This window comes from Brevundimonas sp., from assembly GCF_035627475.1.
Classification (GTDB): Bacteria; Pseudomonadota; Alphaproteobacteria; order Caulobacterales; family Caulobacteraceae; genus Brevundimonas.
This window is the reverse complement of record NZ_DASPLR010000035.1, coordinates 39529-59827: the sequence shown is the minus strand read 5'-3', so window position 1 is coordinate 59827 and position 20299 is coordinate 39529. Positions and strand designations below refer to the sequence as shown.

The following is a 20299-nucleotide window of genomic DNA, read 5'->3' as shown; positions in this document are numbered from 1 at the left end:
CAGCTCAAGGCTGTACCAGGCGTCGCGAAACGAGCTTAGGATGCCTGATGTCCTTGGGGGGTATCGTCTTGCTGCATCCTGTCCGTAGTCTTCTTCTCGCCCTGACCCTGCTCGCGCTGACGCCCGCCTCGGCCCTGGCCGACTGGCGTCGGGCCGAAAGCCAGCATTTCGTCGTCTACAGCGACGGCTCGGAGCGCTCGCTGCGCGACTACACCGCCCGGCTGGAGCGGTTTCATGGCCTGCTCAGGTCGCGCTTCGGCGGACCTGCCCAGGACGACCTGCGCAAGCTGCCCGTCTATCTGGTTGACGACGCGCGGGCGCTGCGCACCGCCATGCCCCACCTGCCCGAAGGCATCGCCGGCTACTATACGGCCAGCGAGAACGACATTTTCGCCATCCTGATCCGCGGCCGGGACGATGACCTGCTGCTGCACGAATACACCCACCACTTCATGGCCAACGTGGGCCAGGGCCGGCTCCCCGGCTGGTTCAGCGAGGGGCTGGCCGAATACTATGCGACGGCGACCGTCAGCGAGGCGGGGGCGGCGAGCTTCGGCCTGCCGAACCCCGGCCGCCAGCGCCAGCTGCAGCAGGGCCGCTGGCTGCCAATGGACCAGCTGCTGCGGGCGCGGGGCTCCTTCGATATCGAGACCGAGACCGGACGGGGCATGTACTACGCCCAGTCCTGGGCCCTGACCCACTGGCTGCTGGCCGACCAGACGCGGGCCCGCGCGCTGGGCGTGTATCTGAACGCCGTCGGAGCGGGCCGCGACCCGGCCGAGGCGTGGCAGGCGAGCTTCGGCATCGCCCCCGAGGCGCTGGAGGCCCAGTTGAAGGCCTATATGCGGGGACGGCTCTACTACTCGGAACTCAACATCCCGCCGGTCACGCCCGAGATCACGGTCTCGACCCTGCCGCCCGCCTGGGATGCGGTGATCCTGCCGCTGATCAACTCCCGCAGCCCGCGTCCGGAAGAGATGAACGGTCCCGCCTTGCTGGCGACCGCCCGGGCCAATGCGGCGCGTTTCCCCGACGATGCGCTGGCGCTGGTCGCCCTGGGGCGCGCCGAACGAAGCTGGGGCGATTCCGCCGCGGCCGAAGCAGCATTGACCCGCACGCTGGAACTCGAGCCCGCCAATGTCGAGGGCCTGCTGCTGATGGCCGAGATCGTCGAGGAGCGCTCCGCCCTGGCCTCCGACGACGCCGGGACCGATCACGAGCGGGGCCTCGCCATGGACCTGCTGCGCCGCGCGCTTGAGGCGGAGCCCACGGACTATCGCATCCATGCCGACCTGGCCCGGCTGCGCCGCGGGGCCGAGGACTATCCGACGCAGGACGATCTGACGACCTGGGCCATGGCGGCGCGCTACGCCCCGCAGGTCATGTCGATCCGCGGCGACGCGGCGATCGCCATGCTGCAGGCCGGCCTCTTCGACGAGGCCGCCGCCCTGCTCACACCCATCGTCAACGATCCGCACGGCGGGCCGGGCGTCCAGCGGGCGCGCGTGCTGCTGGCCCAGATCGAGCAGATGCGCGCAGGGGCCGGATCGGACTGACGCCTCGTCCTGTCGCCGAAGGGCGTCTCGCGAAAGAGCTGACGGCCAAGTCGAACCGCCCGGGCGGCGCTGCGTTTGCAATGCCAGCGAGAGGGACGGCTGTCAGTCCCGAAGCGGGACGGAGCGCGGGTCACCCATGTTCGAATTCGGCCGGGACCTGAGGAAGCTGTTCGACAAGGCGCGCGAGAGCGATGACCTCGGCTGGCTGGAGCTGATCGGCGCCGATCTGGTCGAGGCGGAGGCGCGCCGCGAGGCCATCGACGCCGGCCGGATCTCGTGCGCCCGCCCCTTCGACGGCTGGCTCCGGGCCGCCGCCCTGTGGCGTGAACATGCCCGCCGCACCGGTCGGCGCGAGAGCCTGGAGCGGGCTGCGAAGTGCGCCTCTGAGGCCGCCCGGCACACCACCACCCCGGACCAGACCGCCGCGGCGGCGATCGAATCCGGCGAGATTCACCTGCTGCGCTTCGATCTGTTCGGCGGACCCGCGGCGCTGACGGCGGCGCTGTCCGACGCCCAGTCCCTGACCGCCGAGCGGCCGGTGACGCGGGCGGCGGCGGCGGCGCTGCACGCCCGCCTCTGCGCCCGGCGCGCCCGGCTGTCGGGCCAGCCGTCCAGCCTGCTGGACGCGGCGGCCCTGCTGGACGCGGCGCTGCACGGCTCGCGGGCCCTGCCGCCCTCGGTCGGCGACGAACTTCGCCTCGACCGGGCGGCGCTGGCGCTGGAGGCCGGAGTGGCGCGGCGCGACGGGCGGCTGCTCGACCAGGCCGGCCGCGACCTGCGCGCCCTCGTCGAGACCGCCTCGCCCGACTATCGCCCCCTGACCCGGGCCCGGGCGCTGGCCATGGCCGGGGCGGGACTGATGGCGCTGGCGGACCTGGCCCGGAACGAGGCCGCCAAGGTGCAGGGGCAGGCGCTGTTCGACGCCGCCGCCGACCAGTTCACGCCCGATCACAGTCCGCTGGACTGGGCGGCCGTGCGCCTGGCCGGGGCCGGCGCGGACACGCCGCTGTTGCTGCTCGCCGAGGCGGAGGCGCTGAGCCGCGAGCCCGGCCTGGTTCTTGGAGCCCTGGCGCGCGAGCGGAGGCTGGCGGCCGAGGCCGAGCTGGCCGAGGCCATGATGGACGTCGAGGCGCTGAACAGTCTGGAAGCGATCGTCCGCCGCCGGCTGGCCGATGCAGCGGGCGCCGAGCCCCTCGACTGGGCGGCGGACCAGATCGGCATGGCGCACCTGGCCATGGCCAGGGCGAGGCTGACGGCGACCGAACCGCGGGCCGTCGGCCTGATGCTCGCCGAGGCCCTGGAAACCGCCCGCGAATGGGGGGCGCCGGCGCTGATGCATCGCGCCGTGCTGGCGACGCCGGAGACGGTGGCCAGAGCCTGAGACCGCCTAGCCGCCGAGGGCCACGAAGCCGCCATTGGCGAAGCCGGGCTTGCCGTAACGCAGCGGCTGGCCGTCCTCGGCCATGACCCGGCCGCCGGCGGCCTCGAGCACCGCCTGACCCGCCGCCGTGTCCCACTCCGACGTCGGACCGGTGCGCGGATAGGCGTCGAACCGGCCTTCGGCGATCAGGCAGAATTTCAGAGAGGAGTCCGTGCCCTGCCACTGCACGCAGCCGTGGCGCGAGGCGAGCCGTCCGGCCTCCACATCAGTCATTGAATGGCTCATCACGGCCACTGGCGAGGCAGGGCGGTTGCGTACCCGGATCGGCTGCCAGGCCTCGCCGAAGCGACGACGGAAGGCGCCTCCGCCCTTGCCGCCGCTGCGCCAGGTCGTGGCGGTGGCCGGCGCGGTGACCACGCCCGCGACGACCGCCCCGCTGTGCACCAGGGCGATGTTGACGGTGAAGCTTTCGCGGCCCTCGACAAAGCCGCGGGTGCCGTCCAGCGGATCGATCAGCCAGAACCAGTCGGCCGTCTCCGCGGGCGCGCCGACGGCGGCGACGGCCTCCTCGGCCACCGCCTGGACGCTGGGATACAGCGCCTCCAGCCGCTCCAGGATCAGGGCCTCGGCCTCCTGGTCGGCGCGGGTCACGGGGCTGTCGTCGGCCTTGGCCTCGGCCACGACCCCGTTGCGCCAGTACGGCAGGATGACCCGGGCCGCGTCCTCCGCGATGTCGGCCAGCGCCCCGGTCAATGCACCCGAGGCGAGGTCGGCGGTCAGTCGTTTGCTCATGGCCGCTCCGATAGCCCATCGCGGCGGTTTGAAGAACCGGCAAATCAGGGCAGCGTTCGCGCGACCGATCCCCTGTTGTTTTCGAGCCCGATGACCGAAACCGCCGCCCCCTCCTCCCTCCCCGACGGCCAGGCCCTGGCGGCGCTGGTCGCCGGCAAGCTGTGCCACGACTTCATCAGCCCGGCCGGGGCGATCAGTTCCGGACTGGACCTGCTGAAGGACCCGACCGCCCAGGACATGCGCGACGACGCCATGGGACTGATCGAGGCGAGCGCGAAGAAGATGGTGGCTCTCGTGGCCTTCGCCCGCGTGGCCTTCGGCGCCTCGACCTCGGCGGAGCGGTTCTCGGGCGCGGAGCTGGGCGAACTGGTGGCCGGCCTGACGGAGGGCGGGCGCGCCACCCTGGACTGGCGGGTAGACGGCGGTGACTTTTCGAAGGCCCAGGCTCGCGCACTCGTGAACCTGGCCTGGCTGACCATGGCCGCCCTCCCGTCGGGCGGGGCGGCGGTGGTCTCGAGCGAACGTGGCGAGGGGCTGAAGCTGGCGGGCGTCGCCGAGGGGACGCGGGCCCGGCTGAAGCCCGAGGCGGTCGCCGGCCTGGCGGGCCGCCCGCTCAGCGAGGGCCTGCCGGGACAGTGGATCCAGCCCTACTGGCTGTGGCTGACGGCGCACGACGCGGGCGGCTCGCTGGAGGTCCAGGCCGAGGACGGCCGCGTGGCCCTGACCGTCCACATGCCTAACTGACGCTTAAGCCGGTTTCCCAAGGACTCGTTAACCGGCGCACGGTGATTATAGCGGATGACGCACACACGCGGGCGTTGTGCGTAATTTGGAACCGATCCCTTGACCCCCAGAACCTGTCTGATCGTCGACGACAGCCGGATCATCCGCAAGGTCGCCCGGCGCATCGTCGAGGGTCTCGGCTTCGAGGTCGACGAGGCCGCCGACGGTTCCGAGGCCCTGGCCTTCTGCGCCGGGGTGATGCCCGAGGTCATCCTGCTGGACTGGTCGATGCCGGTGATGGACGGGATGACCTTCCTGCGCCGCCTGCGCACCCTGCCGGGCGGGGCGGGCCCCAAAGTCCTGTTCTGCACCATCGAGACGCGCGCCGAACGCATCGCCGAAGCCCTGTCCGCGGGCGCCGACGACTATGTGATGAAGCCGTTCGACGGCGAGATCCTGACGTCGAAATTCGCCGAGGTGGGGGCCGTCTGAACCCATGTCGCCCGACGACTTCGACCGGCTCCAGTCCCTGATGGCCTCCCGCGCCGGCTTCCGGCTGACGCGCGACCGGATGAAGCTGGCCGAGCACCGGCTGGGCCCGCTGGCGCGGCGCGAGGGCTACGAGACGGTCGACGCCCTGCTGGCCTCGCTGTGGGCTAGGCCCGTGGCGGCGCTCGGCTGGGCCGTGATCGAGGCGCTGCTCAATCCCGAGACCTGGTTCCGGCGCGACCGCAAGACATTCGACACCTTCACCGGCGAGTTGCTGCCCGCCCTTTCGACCGCCCGCGGCGGCGGCCCGGTCAAGGTCTGGTCCGCGGGCTGCTCGACCGGCCAGGAGCCCTGGTCCCTGGCCATAGGCGCGTTCGACGCCGGCTTCCCCGTCGAGATCGTGGCCACCGACCTGTCGCAGCGGGCGCTGGAGAAGGCGCGTTCGGGCGCCTACACCGGCTTCGAGATCCAGCGCGGCCTCAAGGCCGGAACCATGCTGGCCTGGTTCGACCAGGCCGAGGACAACTGGATCGCCAAGCCCCGGCTGCGCGCGGCGGTGCATTTCGCCCGCGCAAACCTGCTGGACCCGCCGGCGGACGACCACCGGTTCGACGTGATCTTCTGCCGCTATGTCCTCGCCGACATGGAGCCGGCGCGCCGCGCCCAGACGCTGGACAACCTGGAGCGGCGGCTGGTCGACGACGGCTGCCTGTTCCTGGGGCCCGACGAGGCGCTGGCCGCCGACAGCATCGCCTTCCGCCCCGTGGCCGGCCGCAAGGGCCTGTTCGTCAAGACGCCGGCGGCGCTGCGCCGCGCGGCCTGAGCCTCACGCCTCGAAGTCGCGTCGCTGGAGCGCGGTCCGTGCGCGGAACCCGCGCCACAAAGCCCACAGGAACAGGGCGGCGGCGACACCGAGAGAGTCAGCAAAGATATCTCCCCACTCGGCATCGCGCCCGACCATGCCCTGTACGACCTCGACAACCGCCCCTAACCCGATGGCGAGTGCCGCCGCGGCGAGACGCGGAAGTCGCCGGAACAGTACGCCGAAGCTCCAGAGAATGAGGCCAAACGTGACAAAGTGCGCGCCCTTGTCCCATACCCCGCTCGCGCTCTCCAGCGCTTGAGCCGGTCCGATCATCAAGGCGATCGAGACAAAAAGAATGGCGACCGCCAGCAGGCGGAGAATTCGGCTCATTGAGCACCTTGTCTGTGAGACTCAGTTCCATAGCAGTGAGGCGGGAGCTGACCCAAGCCCCCCGGATAGAAGGTCTTTGTGGGACGCCCGTTCCGGCGGAGCGTAACCGGCGTGCTGATGACGGAGCCGGTCCGTCCCGCTAGGCTTCGCCCAACATCGGGGAGGATGTCTCATGCGGCTGTTCTGGCTGGTCGGGTCGCTGGCGCTCGCGCTGTTGATCGGGGTCGCGTCCCTGCAGGTTCCGGAGCCCGCCGGCGTGGACGCGCCCGCGACCGCCTTCTCGGCGGGACGCGCCATGACCGATGTGCGCGAGCTGGCGCGGCGGCCGCATCCGGTCGGCTCTGCCGACCACGCGCGGGTGGGGGCCTATCTGCTGCAGCGGCTGGACCAGCTCGGCCTCGAGACCTCGACGCAGGGCGGGCCGCTTTCGGCCGGCTCGGCGGACTATCTGCGCCGGATGGGCGGCGATCCCGGGGCGGCGAATTTCTCCGCCACCAACCTGATCGGCGTCCTGCCGGGGCGGAACCCCGCCCTGCCCGCCGTGGCCCTGATGGTCCACTACGACACCGTGCCGATGTCGCCCGGGGCGGCGGACGATTCCACTGGCGTGGCGGCGGTGCTGGAAAGCGTGCGCGCGATCCGCGCCCGCGGCCCGGCCGACCGGACACTGGTGGTGATCCTGACCGACGCCGAGGAGATCGGCCTCGACGGAGCGCGGGCCTTCTGGGGCGGCCATCCGCTGCGCGACCGGATCGGGGCGGTGATCAATCTCGAGGCGCGCGGCGGCGGCGGCCGGGCCATGATGTTCCAGACCGGCTCCGGCAACGCCGAAACCATCGCCCTCTTCGCCCGCGCCGGAACCCGGGCCGACGGCGGCGTCACCTCCAACTCGCTGGCGGTGTTCGTCTATGAGCGGATGCCGAACGACACCGACTTCAGCGTCTCGAAGGATCGCGGAGTCCCCGGCCTGAACCTGGCCTTCATCGGACGGCCCGAACAGTACCACGCGCCCTCCTCGACCCCCGGGGCGCTCGACCGGGGCGCGGTCCAGCACATCGGCTCGCAGACGCTCGAGAACGCCGACGCCCTGCTCCGCGCCGGGGCGCTGCCGGCGCGCGGCGATGACGCCGTCTACGCCGATCTGTTCGGCCGGGTGATCCTCAGCCATCCGCCGGCGGCGGGCTGGGGGCTGCTGGCGGCCGCCCTGGCGCTGCTGGGCGCAGCCGCGTGGCGGGCAAGCCGGCGGGCGGGGCTGACCTGGGCCGAGGCCGGCCGCGGCGCCGTGGACGGGGTCTGGTTTCTGACCAGCGGCCTGATCCTCACCCAAGCGGTGCGGACGCTGGCGGGGCCGCTGTCGGGGCGCGACGCCTACTACACCCTGCTGGCGCGCCTGCCGTGGATGGAGGCGGGCGCCGCCCTGGCCGTGCTGGCATTGGGCATGGCGCTGCTGGGCGGGCGCGGCCGGCCTGACCGGCGCCTCGTCGCGATCGCCGTCGCCGCCGCCGCCGCGGTGGCGCTGACGCCGCTGCTGGCCCTGGGCGGGCTGAACCCCTTCACCATCGGCGTCTTCGTGGTCGCCCTGATCGCGGGGGGGCTGTCGCTGGCGCCGGGACTGGCGGCGCGGACGGCGTGGGGCGGCTGGACCGGGCTGATCGCCCTCGTCCTCGTCTTCGCCGCCGCGGCCCAGGCGCTCGCGCCCCAGGCGGCCTTCCTGTTCCTGTGGCCGGCCCTGCTGGCGGCCGCCACGGCGGCGCTGGCGGCCGTCCTCGACCCCGGGCTGACGCGAGCGCCGTCGCTCGCCGCGGTCGCGGTCGCGGCGACGATCGGCGGCGCCTGGCTGATCGGCCTGTCCCATCCGGTCTTCCTCGGCGTCGGCCTGGACCTGCCCGGGGTGCTGGTGCTGATGGGCCTGCTGGTGCTGATGCTCGTGCGGCCGCTGTCGCCGGAGCGCGGCGCCGTCCGGCCGTGGCTGATCGCGGCGCTGGCGGTTCTGGTGCTCGGCGGCGCAGTCTCGGCCTGGGGGCAGGTCGCGCGGCCCATGGCGGTCGAGCCGGCCGGCGAATCGGCGGCATCCTGATCACGCCGCGCTCCCCGGCCGCGATGGAGGTCCCATGTCCCGCCCGCTGCTCTATCTCGAGGACCTCCAGGTCGGCCAGACCTTCGTCACCGGCTCCGTCACCGTCACGGCCGAGGCCATCAAGGCCTTCGCGCGGGACTACGACCCCCAGCCCTTCCACCTCGACGAGGCGGCGGCGCAGGACAGCCTGTTCGGCGGCCTGGCGGCCAGCGGCTGGCACACGGCGGCGCTGAGCATGCGGCTGCTGGTCGACGGCCTGCCGATCGCGGGCGGCCTGATCGGCGTCGGCGGCGAGACCACCTGGCCGCGCCCGACCCGGCCCGGCGACACTCTGACCGTCCACGTCGAGGTGCTGGAGATCACCCCGTCGAAGTCGCGCCCCGACCGCGGCATGATCCGCACCCGTAACGAGACCCGCAACCAGCACGGCGACCCCGTTCAGATATCGAAGCTCGGCATCGTGGCCTGGCGGCGTCCCGTCGAAACCTGAGCCTCACCCGCCGTCGGCCCACACCGTCTTGTACAGGTCGAAGCGGCGGTCGCGCAGGTTGCGCACCGTGCCCTGCGACTTGGCCCAGGCCAGGTCCGACAGGTCGAGGTCGGCCACCGTCACCGTCTCGACATTCTCCGACGCCTCGGCCGCCACCCCGTCCCGCGCGAAGGGGAAGTCGCACGGCGTCAGGATGCAGGACTGGGCGTACTGGATGTCCATGTTCTCGACGTTGGGCAGGTTGCCGACATTGCCGGACAGGGTGACGTAGCACTGGTTCTCGATGGCCCGCGCCTGTGAGCAGTAGCGCACCCGCAGATAGCCCTGCCGGTTGTCGGTGCAGAACGGCACGAACAGCAGCCGCGCCCCCTCGTCGACCAGCCGCCGGGCCAGCTCGGGGAACTCGGAATCGTAGCAGATCAGCACCCCGATCGGGCCGCAGTCCGTGGGGATGGCGTGGACCCGGTCGCCGCCCTTGATGTTCCACCAGTGGCGCTCGTTCGGGGTCGGGTGGATCTTCTCCTGCTCGTGCACCGAGCCGTCGCGCAGGAAGACATAGGCGACGTTCTGGATGTCGCCGTCCTCGGTCCGCGTCGGATGCGAGCCGCCGATGATGTTGATGTTGTACTCGACCGCCATCTTGCGCAGCGCCTCGACGAAGCGCGGCGTGTAGCGGGTCAGGGCCTCGATCGATTCAACCGGCGACAGCTTCGTGGACTCCAGCGACAGCAGCTGGAGGGTGAACAGTTCGGGGAAGACGACGAAGTCGGAGCGGTAGTCCGAGGTGACGTCGACGAAATATTCGATGTTGGCGATGAACTCCTCGAAGCTGGCGACCTTGCGCGCCTGCAGTTGAACCGTCGCCACCCGCACCGTCTCCTTGACCGCGAAGGCCGCGCCGCGCCCGTGCGTCTCGGCATAGTAGGGGTTGCGCCAGACCATGTGGGCAGCGTGGCCCAGCGAGGCGGTGTCAGAGGTCAGATAGTTCTCCAGCACCCCGATCGGCTCGAAGCCCGAACGCATGTGGAAGCCGATCACCGGGTCGTTCAGCTTGCGCGCCGTGACCGCGTCCAGATAGTCGCGCGCGTCGGGATAGGCCGCCTTGCGCCGCGCCAGCCCCGGCATCCGCCCGCCGAACACGATGCCCTTCAGATTCTGCGCCTCGCACAGGTCGCGCCGGGCGTCGTACAGCCGCTGGCCGATGCGCAGCCGGCGCCGGTCGGGATCGACACAGACCTCCATGCCGTAGAACCACTCGCCCAGGGGATCGTGCCGCGCCGCATAGCCGCCGCCGGTGATCTGGGTCCAGGTGTGCGGCGACATGGCCGTCTTCTCGTCGATGCGGAAACCGGCGGCGTAGCCCACGATCTCACCGTCGAACTCGACCACGAACTGGCCGTCGGGAAAGGCGGCGATCTGCCCGCGCAGCATGCCCGGCGTATAGGCCGGCATGTCCTTGTAGACCTTGGTCACAAGGGCGGTGATGGCGTCGATGTCGCCCAGCCGGGCGTTGCGGATGTTTAGGATGGCGGACTTGCGGGGCTTTTTCATCGCTCCCTGAACGCATGGCGGAGGGCGGGGATCAATCCCTTACTAATCGGCATGGCCGTCGATCTGCGGGGGCGGCGCCGGCTTCCCGCTCAGTCGCTCAGCCGCGCCGGGCCCAACGCCCCCACAGGACCGTTACGAGGGTCGTGGCGAGCAGCGCCGCTCCGAGAAGATCCCAGAGACCGTCCTCCAGCAGGGCGCCGACCAGGCCGACAAGGCTGAACACGCCCACGATCATGGGGGCGCCGAGAATCGTCCACAGGCTCCGGTTCCGGCGGGTCATGCCGTTCGCCGCGCCTTCGCCAGCCACAGATAGAGGCCCGAGCCGAGGACGATGATTGTGACGAGGTCCAGCAGGCCCCAGACGATCTTGAGGGGCAGTCCGCCATAGTCGCCGAAATGCAGGGGCTGCGACAGGGACAGGGCCTTCACATACCAGGGCGTCTCGGCCACGGCGGCCAGCTCGCCGGTGCGCACATCGATGAGGGCGGGCGTGGTCAGGTGGGTCGTCAGCGGGGTGTCGCCGTGGAAGAAGACGGCGAAGTGGTGGTCTGTTGAATAGTCGGTTCCGGGGAAGGCGACGAATTGCAGGGTCCGGCCCGGCAGCGCGACCCGGGCCCGCTCGACAGCCCGCTCCAGCGAGGCCCATTCGCCTACCGCCGCAGGGGCGTCGTGGGCCGCGGCCAGATCCGCCAGGGCGGTGTCTTTCCAGTAGGCCAGGATCGGCGTGGCCAGGGTGTTGACCACCCCCGTGCCGCCGACGACCAGCACCCAGGCCACCGTCACCACGCCCAGCAGGTTGTGCCAGTCCAGCCAGCGGGTGCGGGCCGCCTTCCCCGTCCGCACCGTCCCGAACGGGAGCCGCCGCATGAAGGGGGCGTAGAGCACCACGCCCGACACCACCGCCACGATCAGCATCAGCCCCATGGCGCCGAGGAACAGCATGCCGGGGAGGCCCAGGAACATGTCGGTGTGCAGTTGCAGCAGGAACTCCATCGCCGGGTGGCCGGCGACCGGCGGAGCCGGGTCGCCGCTGGTCTGGTCGATGGGCTGGAAGCTGAACTGGCCGGCCGGGGCGTCGGGCGCGCGGCTGGTGACATTCACCACCGGCCGGTCCTCGTCGAAGCTCATGAAGGCCGGGACCTCGCCCGGTTGGCGCGCGAGGGCGGTTTGCAGCACCTGGTCGAGGTCGAGCCGCCGGCCCTCGGCGTGCGCCGGCGCCCATGGCTCGTCCAGCAGCACCTCGTTCAATTCATGGGTGAAGACCAGCGGCAGGCCGGTGATGCATAGCATCAGCAGGAAGGCGGTCGAGACCAGGCTCGACCACCTGTGAACCCACGACCAGGCACGGATGGTTCGAGTCTGCATCCGGCTCAGAATTCCGTCGAGATGGACAGCCTGAGAGTGCGCGGGGCGCCGAGCGTCAGGTAGTTGGCGCCCGGGTAGCCGCCGACGGCCACCCAGTGATCCTCGTCCGCCAGGTTCTCGATGCGGGCCCGCAGGGCGATCTCCCGGCCCATGGCCTCGGTCTCGTAGCGCAGCCCGGCGTCGAAGCGGGTCCAGGACTCCAACTGCACGGTATTTGCGGCGTTGGCCTGCTGCTCGCCGGTGTGGACGGCGCGGGTCTCGAGGGTCAGGCCGGCGACCTGGGGGAGGTCCCATTCGACGTTGAGATTGCCCTGGAAGGCCGGAACCCCGATCGGCTCGGCCCCCGATTGCACGATCTCGGCGTCCAGCCACGTCGCGCCGCCGACAATTCGCAGGCCCTCCACCGGTTCGCCGTAGACACTGAGTTCCAGGCCGGTGTTCTTCTGTTCGCCGTCGGCGCTGTAGACGCCACTCGGCGGGGTGGAGCCGGGGGTCGGGGTGAACAGCTCGCTCTGCAGCGTCGAGCGGAACACGCTGAGCGTGCCGCCGAACATTCCTCCGTCGTATTTGGCGCCGACTTCGACCTGCTCTCCGATGAAGGGGTCGAGGACCTCGCCCGCGTTTTCTACGGCGGCGCCATTGACCACCGCGGGAGCGATCTTCCCGGGGATAAGGGCCTCGGCATAGTTGGCGTACAGCGAAATGGCGTCCGTCGGCTTGTAGACCAGGGCGAAGACCGGCGTGGTCGCCTCCCCCTTGTATGCCGAGGCCAAGGCGCCGGAGTTGTAGTCGTAGGACCGGGTCTCGATCCGCTGGTGGCGGACCCCGACGGTGGCGAGCAGGCGGCCGTCCATGAAGGACATCATGTCAGCCACGGCGACGCTGGCGTTGTCGACCCGCTCGGTGACGCCGGGATCCGACAGGTCGCCGCCGACGAAGAAGTCGGGCGCGGGCGGAGGCACGGCGACCGGACTGTAGAGATCGGAGGCGAAGCCCGCGAAGTTGGAGAAGGCGTAGGCGTTGGCCGACTTCGACCGGACCTGCGAGGCCGAGAGGACGAGGCGGTGGCCGACCGGCCCGGTCGCCAGTTCGGCGCGCAGGCCGACGTCCCCGGACCAGACCGTGTCCTCGCGCGTATTGTCGAAGCGATAGGCGGTCAGATTTCCATTAGCATCCGCCCTCGGATTGGCGAGGACGTTGGCCTCCTCGCCCTTGCGGCCGCCGAAGGCCGCCCAGGCGGAGACGCTGTCTGTCAGGTCGAGCTCGCCACGGGCGACGCCGAACAGCTGGGTCTCGTCGGTATAGGTCCACGGCTGGGCGAAATTGCCGTCGGCCGCGGGCGGCGCCGGGATGTCGCCGGCCGGGGTCACCGCAGGACGGGGGGCGTCGATGTGGTGGTCCTGGAATCCGATATCGGCCGAGAAGCGGGCGCGGTCGCCACGCCGGTCCAGCCCGAGGCCCACCGCGGTCAGTTCACGATCCTGCGCCTCGATTCCCGCCTCGCCGTCGCGGCGGACGAGGTTCAGGCGCATGCCGTAGTCGTCGGCGGGACCGAAGCGGCGGGCCAGGTCGGCGGCGAGGTAGAGCTCGCTTTCGCCATCGAGGCCGGCGGTCCAGCGGTTGAGCGGCTCGTTCGGCGCGCGCTTGGGTGTCAGGTTGAACGCCCCGCCGACGCCGCTGCCGCCGGGGGCGGCCCCGTTCAGGAAGGCTGTGGCCCCGTGGAACACCTCGATCCGGTCGAGGAACTCAGCGGCCACGAATTGACGGGGCAGGATGCCGTAGAGCCCGTTCAGGGTCATGTCGTCCGAATAGACCGGAAAGCCCCGGATGACGTACAGCTCCTGGAAGTTTCCGAAGCCCTTGGAGACGCGAACGGCCGGGTCGTTCTGGAGCACATCGCCGACGCTGCGGGCCTGCTGGTCGCGGGCCAGTTCGCTGGTGTAGCTGGTCGAGGCGAAGGGCGTGTCCATGACGGCGAGATTGCCGAACAGCCCGACGCGTCCGCCGCGCGCCACCTGACCGCCGGCATAGGGTGATGTCAGGGTGACCTGCGAGCCGGTGACGACCACGTCGTCCACCTGGGTCGCCTCGACCTCCTGGGCCATGACCGGCGAAGCTAGCGCCGCGGCGCTGCAGGTGGCGAGCAGGAAGGTCCGGACCATTGAGTGAGCTTTCTTTGTTGCGAACGCGTCGCACTATACGAACCTGGGCGGGGCTGCAACGGCAAGGCTCCGGGATGGAAGGTCGCAGGCCGCCGGGACCTCGCCTCAGCCGCAGGCCGACCCGGCTTCGGATCGCAAGGGCCTCACCCGGGCAGGCTACGTCAAAATCGGACGTGTTCTGGCCGGACCGGAAAAGAACATATTGGCAACCGGAACAAACCGTGCACATATCCCTGCTCACAGGGAGCGGGTCACGGTCATAGGACCGAAGGCGGGCCTCTCCTCCAGTACCGAACGGGAATCATGGCAAGGGAGAGTGGCAAGGTGGCGGCACAGGCGAATTTGAAATTGGTCGGCAAGGACGACGGCGACAAGCAGCGGGCTCTCGAGGCGGCGATCGCCCAGATCGACCGCGCCTTCGGCAAGGGCTCGGTGATGAAGCTCGGCAAGGGCGGCATCGCGGAGGCGATCCCGTCGGTGTCGACCGGCTCGCTGGGCCTCGACATGGCGCTGGGCATCGGCGGCCTGCCGCGCGGCCGGGTCATCGAGGTGTTCGGTCCGGAAAGCTCGGGCAAGACCACCCTGGCCCTGCACACCGTGGCCGAGATCCAGAAGTCGGGCGGCACCGCCGCCTTCGTCGACGCCGAACACGCGCTGGACCCGGGCTATGCCCAGAAGCTGGGCGTCAACCTCGATGATCTGCTGGTGTCTCAGCCCGACACGGGCGAACAGGCGCTCGAGATCGTCGACACCCTGGTGCGCTCGGGCGCCGTGGACATCGTGGTGGTCGACTCCGTCGCCGCCCTGACGCCCCGCGCCGAGATCGAGGGCGAGATGGGCGACAGCCTGCCCGGCCTGCAGGCCCGCCTGATGAGCCAGGCCCTGCGCAAGCTGACCGCCTCGATCAACAAGTCGCAGTGCATCGTCCTGTTCATCAACCAGATCCGTCACAAGATCGGCGTCATGTACGGCTCGCCCGAGACGACGACGGGCGGCAATGCGCTGAAATTCTACGCCTCGGTCCGTCTGGACATCCGCCGCACCGGCGCGATCAAGGACCGCGACGAGGTCGTCGGCAACACCACCCGGGTCAAGGTGGTCAAGAACAAGGTCGCCCCGCCGTTCCGCGAGGTCATCTTCGACATCATGTACGGCGAGGGCATCTCCAAACTGGGCGAGATCATCGACCTTGGGGTCAAGGCTGGCGTGATCGAGAAGTCGGGCAGCTGGTTCTCCTACGACAGCCAGCGGATCGGCCAGGGCCGCGAGAACGTGCGCGCCTTCCTCAAGGCCAATCCGGACATCGCCGACTCGATCGAGAAGGCCGTGCGCGCCTCGACCAACAAGATCGCCGAGGAACTGCTGGGTACGCCCGAACCCGACGAGGGCCAGGACCTCGAGGGCTGAGGCCGAGCCGACTCTGCCGACTCTGCCACCCCGCTTTTCAGCCGAAGCGACTCTGCCGACTCCGCCACCCTGTTTTTCAGGTTCCGGAGTCCGCCACCCTACTTCTCCGGCCGGGTCCGCCGACCCGCCACCGACCCCGCCGGGCCGGGCCGGACGGAGCGGCCGCTCGACCCCACCCGGGTCGAGCGGCCTTTTTTTCGCAAGCGGGACCTTTCCGCCAGCGCGGCGGTTGTCGGGTTCGTCAAACCGGAGCCCGCCATGGCCGACCCTCAGGTCCAGTCCCTCAGTCAGTTCACCCTGTCCGAAACTCCCTCCGGCTATCTCCTCGAGATCGAGGGCGACGGCGGGGCGTCTATGGCCGTCGTCGCCACGCCCGAGCAGATCGACGCCATCATCGACGCCCTCGACGATCTGCTGTCCGAGGACGAGGCCGCCGCCGACGAGGTCGACGACGCAGACTGAGCCGCCCGGCCCCGGTTCCGGTCCGCCTGCCTCTCTGGCCAGCGGCGCCCCGTCCGGCTAACCTTCTCCCTTAGCCGGGGGAGAGACGACATGGCTGGACCAGGCAAGGGTGCAACCGGTCGGGCCATCCTGCTGGCCGCCCTGGCGGCCGGCACGCTCGACATCACCGCGGCCATCCTGACCAATCTGCAGGTCCCCGCCCGGGTGGTGCTGCAATCCGTCGCCGGCGGCTGGCTCGGATCAGCCGCCTATCAGGGCGGCTGGCCGACGGCCTGGCTGGGCCTCGCCTCCCACTACGGCGTCATGACGGGCATCGCCGCAGTGTTCGTGCTCGCCTCGGCCCGAATCCCCGCCTTGCGCCGGTTGTGGTTCCCCGCAGGCGTGGCCTTCGGCGTCGCGGTCTGGCTGGCGATGACCTTCGTCGTCGTGCCGCTCTCTGCCTCGACCCTGTCGCCCCCCGACAGCCTGATGGCGGCGATGAAGCCGATCGTGATCCACATCCTGTGCGTCGGCCTGCCGATCGCCTGGATGGCGCAGCGCGTGCTGGGGCCGCCCCGCTCCGCCTGATCCGCCCGATCACGGGCGGGTGATGCTTTCAGGCCGAAACCCCTATATGAGGCGCGTTCCTCTTCGCCTCCCCAGAACGACCCGCGCAATGACCACCTCGTCCAGCCTGAACCAGATCCGTTCGACCTTCCTCGACTATTTCGCCGCCGATGGGCACGAGAAGGTCCAGTCGGCTCCGCTGGTGCCGCAGAACGACCCGACGCTGCTGTTCGTCAACGCCGGCATGGTGCCGTTCAAGAACGTCTTTACCGGTCAGGAGACGCGGGCGATCAAGCGCGCCACCAGCTCGCAGAAATGCGTCCGCGCCGGCGGCAAGCACAACGATCTCGACAACGTCGGCTACACCGCGCGCCACCACACCTTCTTCGAGATGCTGGGGAATTTTTCCTTCGGCGACTACTTCAAGGAGCACGCCATCGAGATGGCGTGGAACCTCGTCACCAAGGAGTTCGGCATCCCCGCCGAGCGGCTGATGGCCACCGTCTACATCGACGACGACGAGGCCTTCGACCTGTGGAAGAAGATCGCCGGCCTGCCGGAATCAAAGATCGCCCGCATCGCCGGCAGCGACAATTTCTGGTCCATGGGCGATACCGGCCCCTGCGGCCCCTGCACCGAGATCTTCTACGACCACGGCGACCACATCTGGGGCGGACCTCCGGGCACGCCCGAGGAAGACGGCGACCGCTGGGTCGAGATCTGGAACCTGGTCTTCATGCAGTTCGACCAGGCCGCCGACGGCAGCCGCAGCCTGTTGCCGAAGCCGTCGATCGATACCGGCGCGGGCCTGGAACGCGTCGCGGCCGTGCTGCAGGGCGTGCACTCCAACTATGAGACCGACCTGTTCCGCACCCTGATCGCGGCCTCGGAGCACGAGACCAACACGGCGGCCGAGGGCGAGCGCGCGCCCAGCCACCGGGTCATCGCCGACCACCTGCGCTCGTCCTCCTTCCTGATCGCCGATGGCGTCACGCCGTCGAACGAGGGCCGCGGCTACGTCCTGCGCCGGATCATGCGCCGGGCCATGCGCCACGCCCACCTGCTGGGCGCCGCCGATCCGCTGATGCACCGTCTCGTGCCGACCCTGGTGCAGGAGATGGGCGAGGCCTATCCCGAACTGCGCCGCGCCCAGGCCTTCATCGAGGACACTCTGAAGCAGGAGGAAATCCGCTTCCGCACCACCCTCGGCCGCGGCATGGGCCTGCTCGAGGACGCAGCGCGCGATCTCGGCGAGGGCGGCGTGCTGCCCGGCCAGACCGCCTTCACCCTCTATGACACCTACGGTTTCCCGCTCGACCTGACCCAGGACGAGGCGCGCCGCCGCGGCTTCACCGTCGACACCGCCGGCTTCGACGCGGCGATGGAAGAACAGCGCAACCGGTCGCGCGAGCACTGGACCGGTTCAGGCCAGACCGCCTCGGCCGGCGAATGGCTCGCCCTGCGCGATCGCCTCGGCCCTACCGTCTTCACCGGCTACGACGCCGTCGAGGGCTCGGGCGAGGTGCTGGCCATCGTCGAAAGCGGCCAGTCGGTCGACGAACTGGGCGCCGGCGAGACCGCCGAGGTGCTGTTCGACCAGACCCCCTTCTATGGCGAAGGCGGCGGCCAGGCCGGCGATCGTGGCGAAATCGAATGGACCGACGCCACCGGCCAGCAGGGCTCGGGCGTCGTGCTGGACGTACAGAAGCACGCCGGCGACCTGTTCGCCCACCGGATCGAGATCAGCTCGGGCACGCTCGCCATCGGCGCCCGCGTCCAGCTCCGCGTCAACCCCGAGGCGCGGCTGACGACCCGCGCCAACCACTCGGCGGCCCACCTGCTGCACAAGGCCCTGGCGAACGTGCTGGGCGGCCACGTGGCCCAGAAGGGCCAGATGGTCGACGCCGAGCGGCTGCGCTTCGACTTCAGCCACAACGCCCCGGTGACCGAGGACGAACTGGCGCGGATGGAGGACGAAGTGAACGCCGTCATCCGCCAGAACATCCCGGCCGAGACGAAGATGATGGCTCCGCAGGAAGCCATCGACGCGGGGGCCGTCGCCCTGTTCGGCGAAAAATACGGCGACGAGGTTCGCGTGCTGACCCTTGGGCGCTCGCTGACCGAGGCGGACAAGCCCTACTCCGTCGAGCTGTGCGGCGGCACCCACGTGGCGCGGACCGGCGACATCGCCCTGTTCAAGATCGTGTCGGAGAGCGGCATCGCCGCCGGCGTGCGCCGGATCGAGGCCCTGACCGGCGAGGCCGCGCGCCAGTATCTGCTGGCCCAGGCCGCGGTGGCGAAGAAGCTGGCGCAGACCTTCAAGGTCCAGCCGGCGGACGTGCCGGCCCGGGTCGAGGCGCTGAGCGGCTCGGTGCGCACGCTCGAGAAGCAGGTCGCCGACCTGAAGAAGCAGCTGGCGCTGGGCGGCGGCTCGGGCGGGAACGCCGCGCCGGAAGAGATCAACGGCGTCAAGCTGATCGCCCGTGTCCTCGACGGAGTCGACGGCAAGGGCCTGCGCGGCGTGGCCGAGGACTTCCGCAAACAGGTCGGCTCCGGCGTCGTGGCCCTGATCGGCGTCACCGAGGGCAAGGCGGCGGTGACGGTCGCCGTGACCTCCGACATGACCGGAAAGGTCAATGCGGCCGATCTGGCGCGCGCCGCGGTGCTGGCCATGGGCGGACAGGGCGCGGGCGGCAAGCCGGACTTCGCCCAGGGCGGCGCCCCGGACGGCGGCAAGGCCGAGAACGGGCTGGCTGCGGTGCGGACGGCCTTGGCCGGCTAGCGTCTGGCGTCGTTCTGGATGTCCACGGCCGCCAGCTTCCAGCTGAACAGCCCGCGACGTTCGAGGATCAGGGCCAGCCGCTGGTCCGGATGGTCCCTGTCGGTCAGGGTGACAGCGAAGGCGTTCAGGTCCCGGTAGCCCCAGGCCTGATGGATGTCGTCGCCCTCGTCGGCGGCGTCGCCGGGTTCGGGCTGGTCCCGAACGGTCGGGTCGGGCGCCTCGGCCGTGGTGACCATCTGCGCCACCACCTCCGGCGTCACGGCGGCGTCGACGGCCCCGGAAAGCAGCATCGGCGCGAGGATGAGGCCGAGGCCGCCCAGGCCGCTCTCGGCCATCCGCGGATCGCGTCGCATCCGGGTCGCCAGTTCGGCGTTCAGCTCGTCCTTCAGACTCTGGCGAAGGGCGGGGAAGTCGACCAACTGCTCGATGCGGTCGGCGTCTCCGGCCTTGGCGGCGCGGATCAGGGCCTGGGCGGCAAGGACGGGCGCCGCGGCCCAGGCGGCGGCCAGAACGACGACCGCCACAACGGCCGACCCGACGATGAGCTTCTTGGTCATGTTACCCTCTGGCGTCGGAACGCCTCCCCACGGCTACGGTTGCCGCGAGTCGATCAGCCTGCCTAGCGTTTGGCCGCCGGCGCGGCGGGGGCCGGTGCGGCGACCACAGGCGCGGCGCCCTCGGGCAGGCCGATGTGAACCAGCTTCCATTCGAACGGCCCCTTGCGCTCGAAGGTGAAGATGGTGCGCGACCCACCCTCGTCGGTCACCGCCATGCGGACCCGGTTTACGCCCCAGAACACCGGCGTGGGCGTCGGATCGGCGGCGGCCGAGGCCGCGGCCGCGGCCGGGGTGGGCGCCTGTGACCGCTGCGAGGCGAAACGGCCCTCACCCCGGGTCAGGCCGGCCAGAGCGGCGGGCGTCAGATAGGCGTCCACATCGGCGACGGCCGCCGGACTGGCCTGCTCGAGCTGCCGCCGGACGGCGCCGATCGGATCTTCCAGGAACGTCGGCGCGGGCGCCAGGGCGGCGGGGTTGCCCGACAGCTGTGGGCGCAGAGACTGGCGCACGGCGCCAAAATCGATCAGCCGGGACAGGCCGGCTACGTCATTGGCGTCCGCCGCCGAGCGGATGCCGAAGAAGGCCACGGCCGGCGCGGCGAAGAAGCTGACCGCCGCCACCAGGACGGCCAGCAGCAGCAGATTGCCGAACAGCTTCTTCAACGGGCTCTCCACGCTTTCGCACCATCAATGCACGAACGCCGGTCGGGCTCAAACGAAAGCCCCGCCGGAGCGAATCCGGCGGGGCTGGAATGACAAGGCGCT

General features: G+C 70.5%; 19 protein-coding genes. 11 read left to right on the top strand and 8 right to left on the bottom strand.

From position 1 onward, the window contains the following. The first annotated feature begins 47 nt into the window (after positions 1-47). On the top strand, positions 48-1556 hold the full coding sequence (locus VEA62_RS09705) for a DUF1570 domain-containing protein (protein ID WP_324821032.1): 1509 nt from the start codon (positions 48-50) through the stop codon (positions 1554-1556). Positions 1557-1692: 136 nt separating this feature from the next. Beyond that, entirely contained in the window at positions 1693-2937 is a 1245-nt protein-coding gene (locus VEA62_RS09700; RefSeq protein ID WP_324821028.1) for a hypothetical protein, read from the top strand. Between the two features lie 6 nt (positions 2938-2943). Here VEA62_RS09700 and cysQ read toward each other — a convergent pair whose 3' ends face one another. Then, positions 2944-3729: a 3'(2'),5'-bisphosphate nucleotidase CysQ gene (gene cysQ / locus VEA62_RS09695; protein ID WP_324821026.1), complete on the bottom strand. Its 786-nt coding sequence runs from the start codon at positions 3727-3729 to the stop codon at positions 2944-2946. A 90-nt stretch (positions 3730-3819) separates the two neighbouring features. Here cysQ and chpT point away from each other — a divergent pair, with 90 nt between their 5' ends. The 3 genes from chpT (at position 3820) to VEA62_RS09680 (ending at position 5764) form a co-directional block, all read left to right on the top strand. Beyond that, entirely contained in the window at positions 3820-4473 is a 654-nt protein-coding gene (gene chpT, locus VEA62_RS09690) for a histidine phosphotransferase ChpT (RefSeq protein WP_324821021.1), read from the top strand. Between the two features lie 99 nt (positions 4474-4572). After that, the gene (locus tag VEA62_RS09685; RefSeq protein WP_324821019.1) at positions 4573-4944 is read left to right on the top strand and encodes a response regulator; all 372 of its coding nucleotides are present in this window, start codon (positions 4573-4575) and stop codon (positions 4942-4944) included. A 4-nt stretch (positions 4945-4948) separates the two neighbouring features. Continuing rightward, positions 4949-5764: a protein-glutamate O-methyltransferase CheR gene (locus tag VEA62_RS09680; protein ID WP_324821016.1), complete on the top strand. Its 816-nt coding sequence runs from the start codon at positions 4949-4951 to the stop codon at positions 5762-5764. 3 nt (positions 5765-5767) lie between these two features. On the opposite strand, the gene VEA62_RS09675 is transcribed toward VEA62_RS09680, so the two are convergent. Then, on the bottom strand, positions 5768-6136 hold the full coding sequence (locus tag VEA62_RS09675) for a VanZ family protein (protein WP_324821014.1): 369 nt from the start codon (positions 6134-6136) through the stop codon (positions 5768-5770). A 172-nt stretch (positions 6137-6308) separates the two neighbouring features. Between VEA62_RS09675 and VEA62_RS09670 the strand changes: the two genes are divergently transcribed. Together VEA62_RS09670 and VEA62_RS09665 are read left to right on the top strand one after the other, a co-directional pair. After that, positions 6309-8213, top strand: coding sequence for a M20/M25/M40 family metallo-hydrolase (locus VEA62_RS09670; RefSeq protein ID WP_324821012.1), 1905 nt, complete (start codon positions 6309-6311; stop codon positions 8211-8213). Positions 8214-8247: 34 nt separating this feature from the next. After that, positions 8248-8703, top strand: a complete 456-nt coding sequence (locus tag VEA62_RS09665) for a MaoC family dehydratase (RefSeq protein ID WP_324821010.1) — start codon at positions 8248-8250, stop codon at positions 8701-8703. Positions 8704-8706: 3 nt separating this feature from the next. On the opposite strand, the gene VEA62_RS09660 is transcribed toward VEA62_RS09665, so the two are convergent. The 4 genes from VEA62_RS09660 to VEA62_RS09645 form a co-directional block, all read right to left on the bottom strand. After that, on the bottom strand, positions 8707-10254 hold the full coding sequence (locus VEA62_RS09660) for a GNAT family N-acetyltransferase (RefSeq protein WP_324821007.1): 1548 nt from the start codon (positions 10252-10254) through the stop codon (positions 8707-8709). 97 nt (positions 10255-10351) lie between these two features. Further along, complete coding sequence (locus VEA62_RS09655) at positions 10352-10534, bottom strand: hypothetical protein (RefSeq protein ID WP_324821004.1); 183 nt, start codon at positions 10532-10534, stop codon at positions 10352-10354. Next, complete coding sequence (locus VEA62_RS09650) at positions 10531-11715, bottom strand: PepSY domain-containing protein (RefSeq protein WP_324821162.1); 1185 nt, start codon at positions 11713-11715, stop codon at positions 10531-10533. The genes VEA62_RS09655 and VEA62_RS09650 overlap by 4 nt, the downstream gene beginning before the upstream one ends. Then, entirely contained in the window at positions 11625-13781 is a 2157-nt protein-coding gene (locus VEA62_RS09645; RefSeq protein ID WP_324821002.1) for a TonB-dependent receptor, read from the bottom strand. Before VEA62_RS09645 ends, VEA62_RS09650 begins: the two co-directional genes overlap by 91 nt. Positions 13782-14105: 324 nt before the next feature. On the opposite strand from VEA62_RS09645, the gene recA reads away from it, so the two are divergent. The 4 genes from recA (at position 14106) to alaS (ending at position 18978) form a co-directional block, all read left to right on the top strand. Continuing rightward, positions 14106-15188, top strand: a complete 1083-nt coding sequence (recA, locus tag VEA62_RS09640) for a recombinase RecA (RefSeq protein ID WP_324821159.1) — start codon at positions 14106-14108, stop codon at positions 15186-15188. Positions 15189-15446: 258 nt separating this feature from the next. After that, a complete protein-coding gene (locus VEA62_RS09635) occupies positions 15447-15650 on the top strand; it encodes a hypothetical protein (protein ID WP_324820999.1) in 204 nt (67 codons plus the stop codon). Positions 15651-15740: 90 nt separating this feature from the next. Continuing rightward, positions 15741-16217 carry a hypothetical protein gene (locus tag VEA62_RS09630; protein ID WP_324820997.1) on the top strand — a complete coding sequence of 159 codons (477 nt, stop codon included), beginning with the start codon at positions 15741-15743 and terminating at the stop codon, positions 16215-16217. An 88-nt stretch (positions 16218-16305) separates the two neighbouring features. Further along, on the top strand, positions 16306-18978 hold the full coding sequence (gene alaS, locus VEA62_RS09625; RefSeq protein WP_324820994.1) for an alanine--tRNA ligase: 2673 nt from the start codon (positions 16306-16308) through the stop codon (positions 18976-18978). Here alaS and VEA62_RS09620 read toward each other — a convergent pair. Both VEA62_RS09620 and VEA62_RS09615 read right to left on the bottom strand, forming a co-directional pair. Beyond that, positions 18975-19535 (bottom strand): DUF2939 domain-containing protein, encoded by a 561-nt coding sequence (locus tag VEA62_RS09620; protein ID WP_324820992.1) that lies wholly within the window; start codon positions 19533-19535, stop codon positions 18975-18977. The genes alaS and VEA62_RS09620 overlap by 4 nt on opposite strands. Positions 19536-19597: 62 nt before the next feature. After that, on the bottom strand, positions 19598-20197 hold the full coding sequence (locus VEA62_RS09615; protein ID WP_324820990.1) for a DUF2939 domain-containing protein: 600 nt from the start codon (positions 20195-20197) through the stop codon (positions 19598-19600). Positions 20198-20299 lie beyond the last annotated feature (102 nt).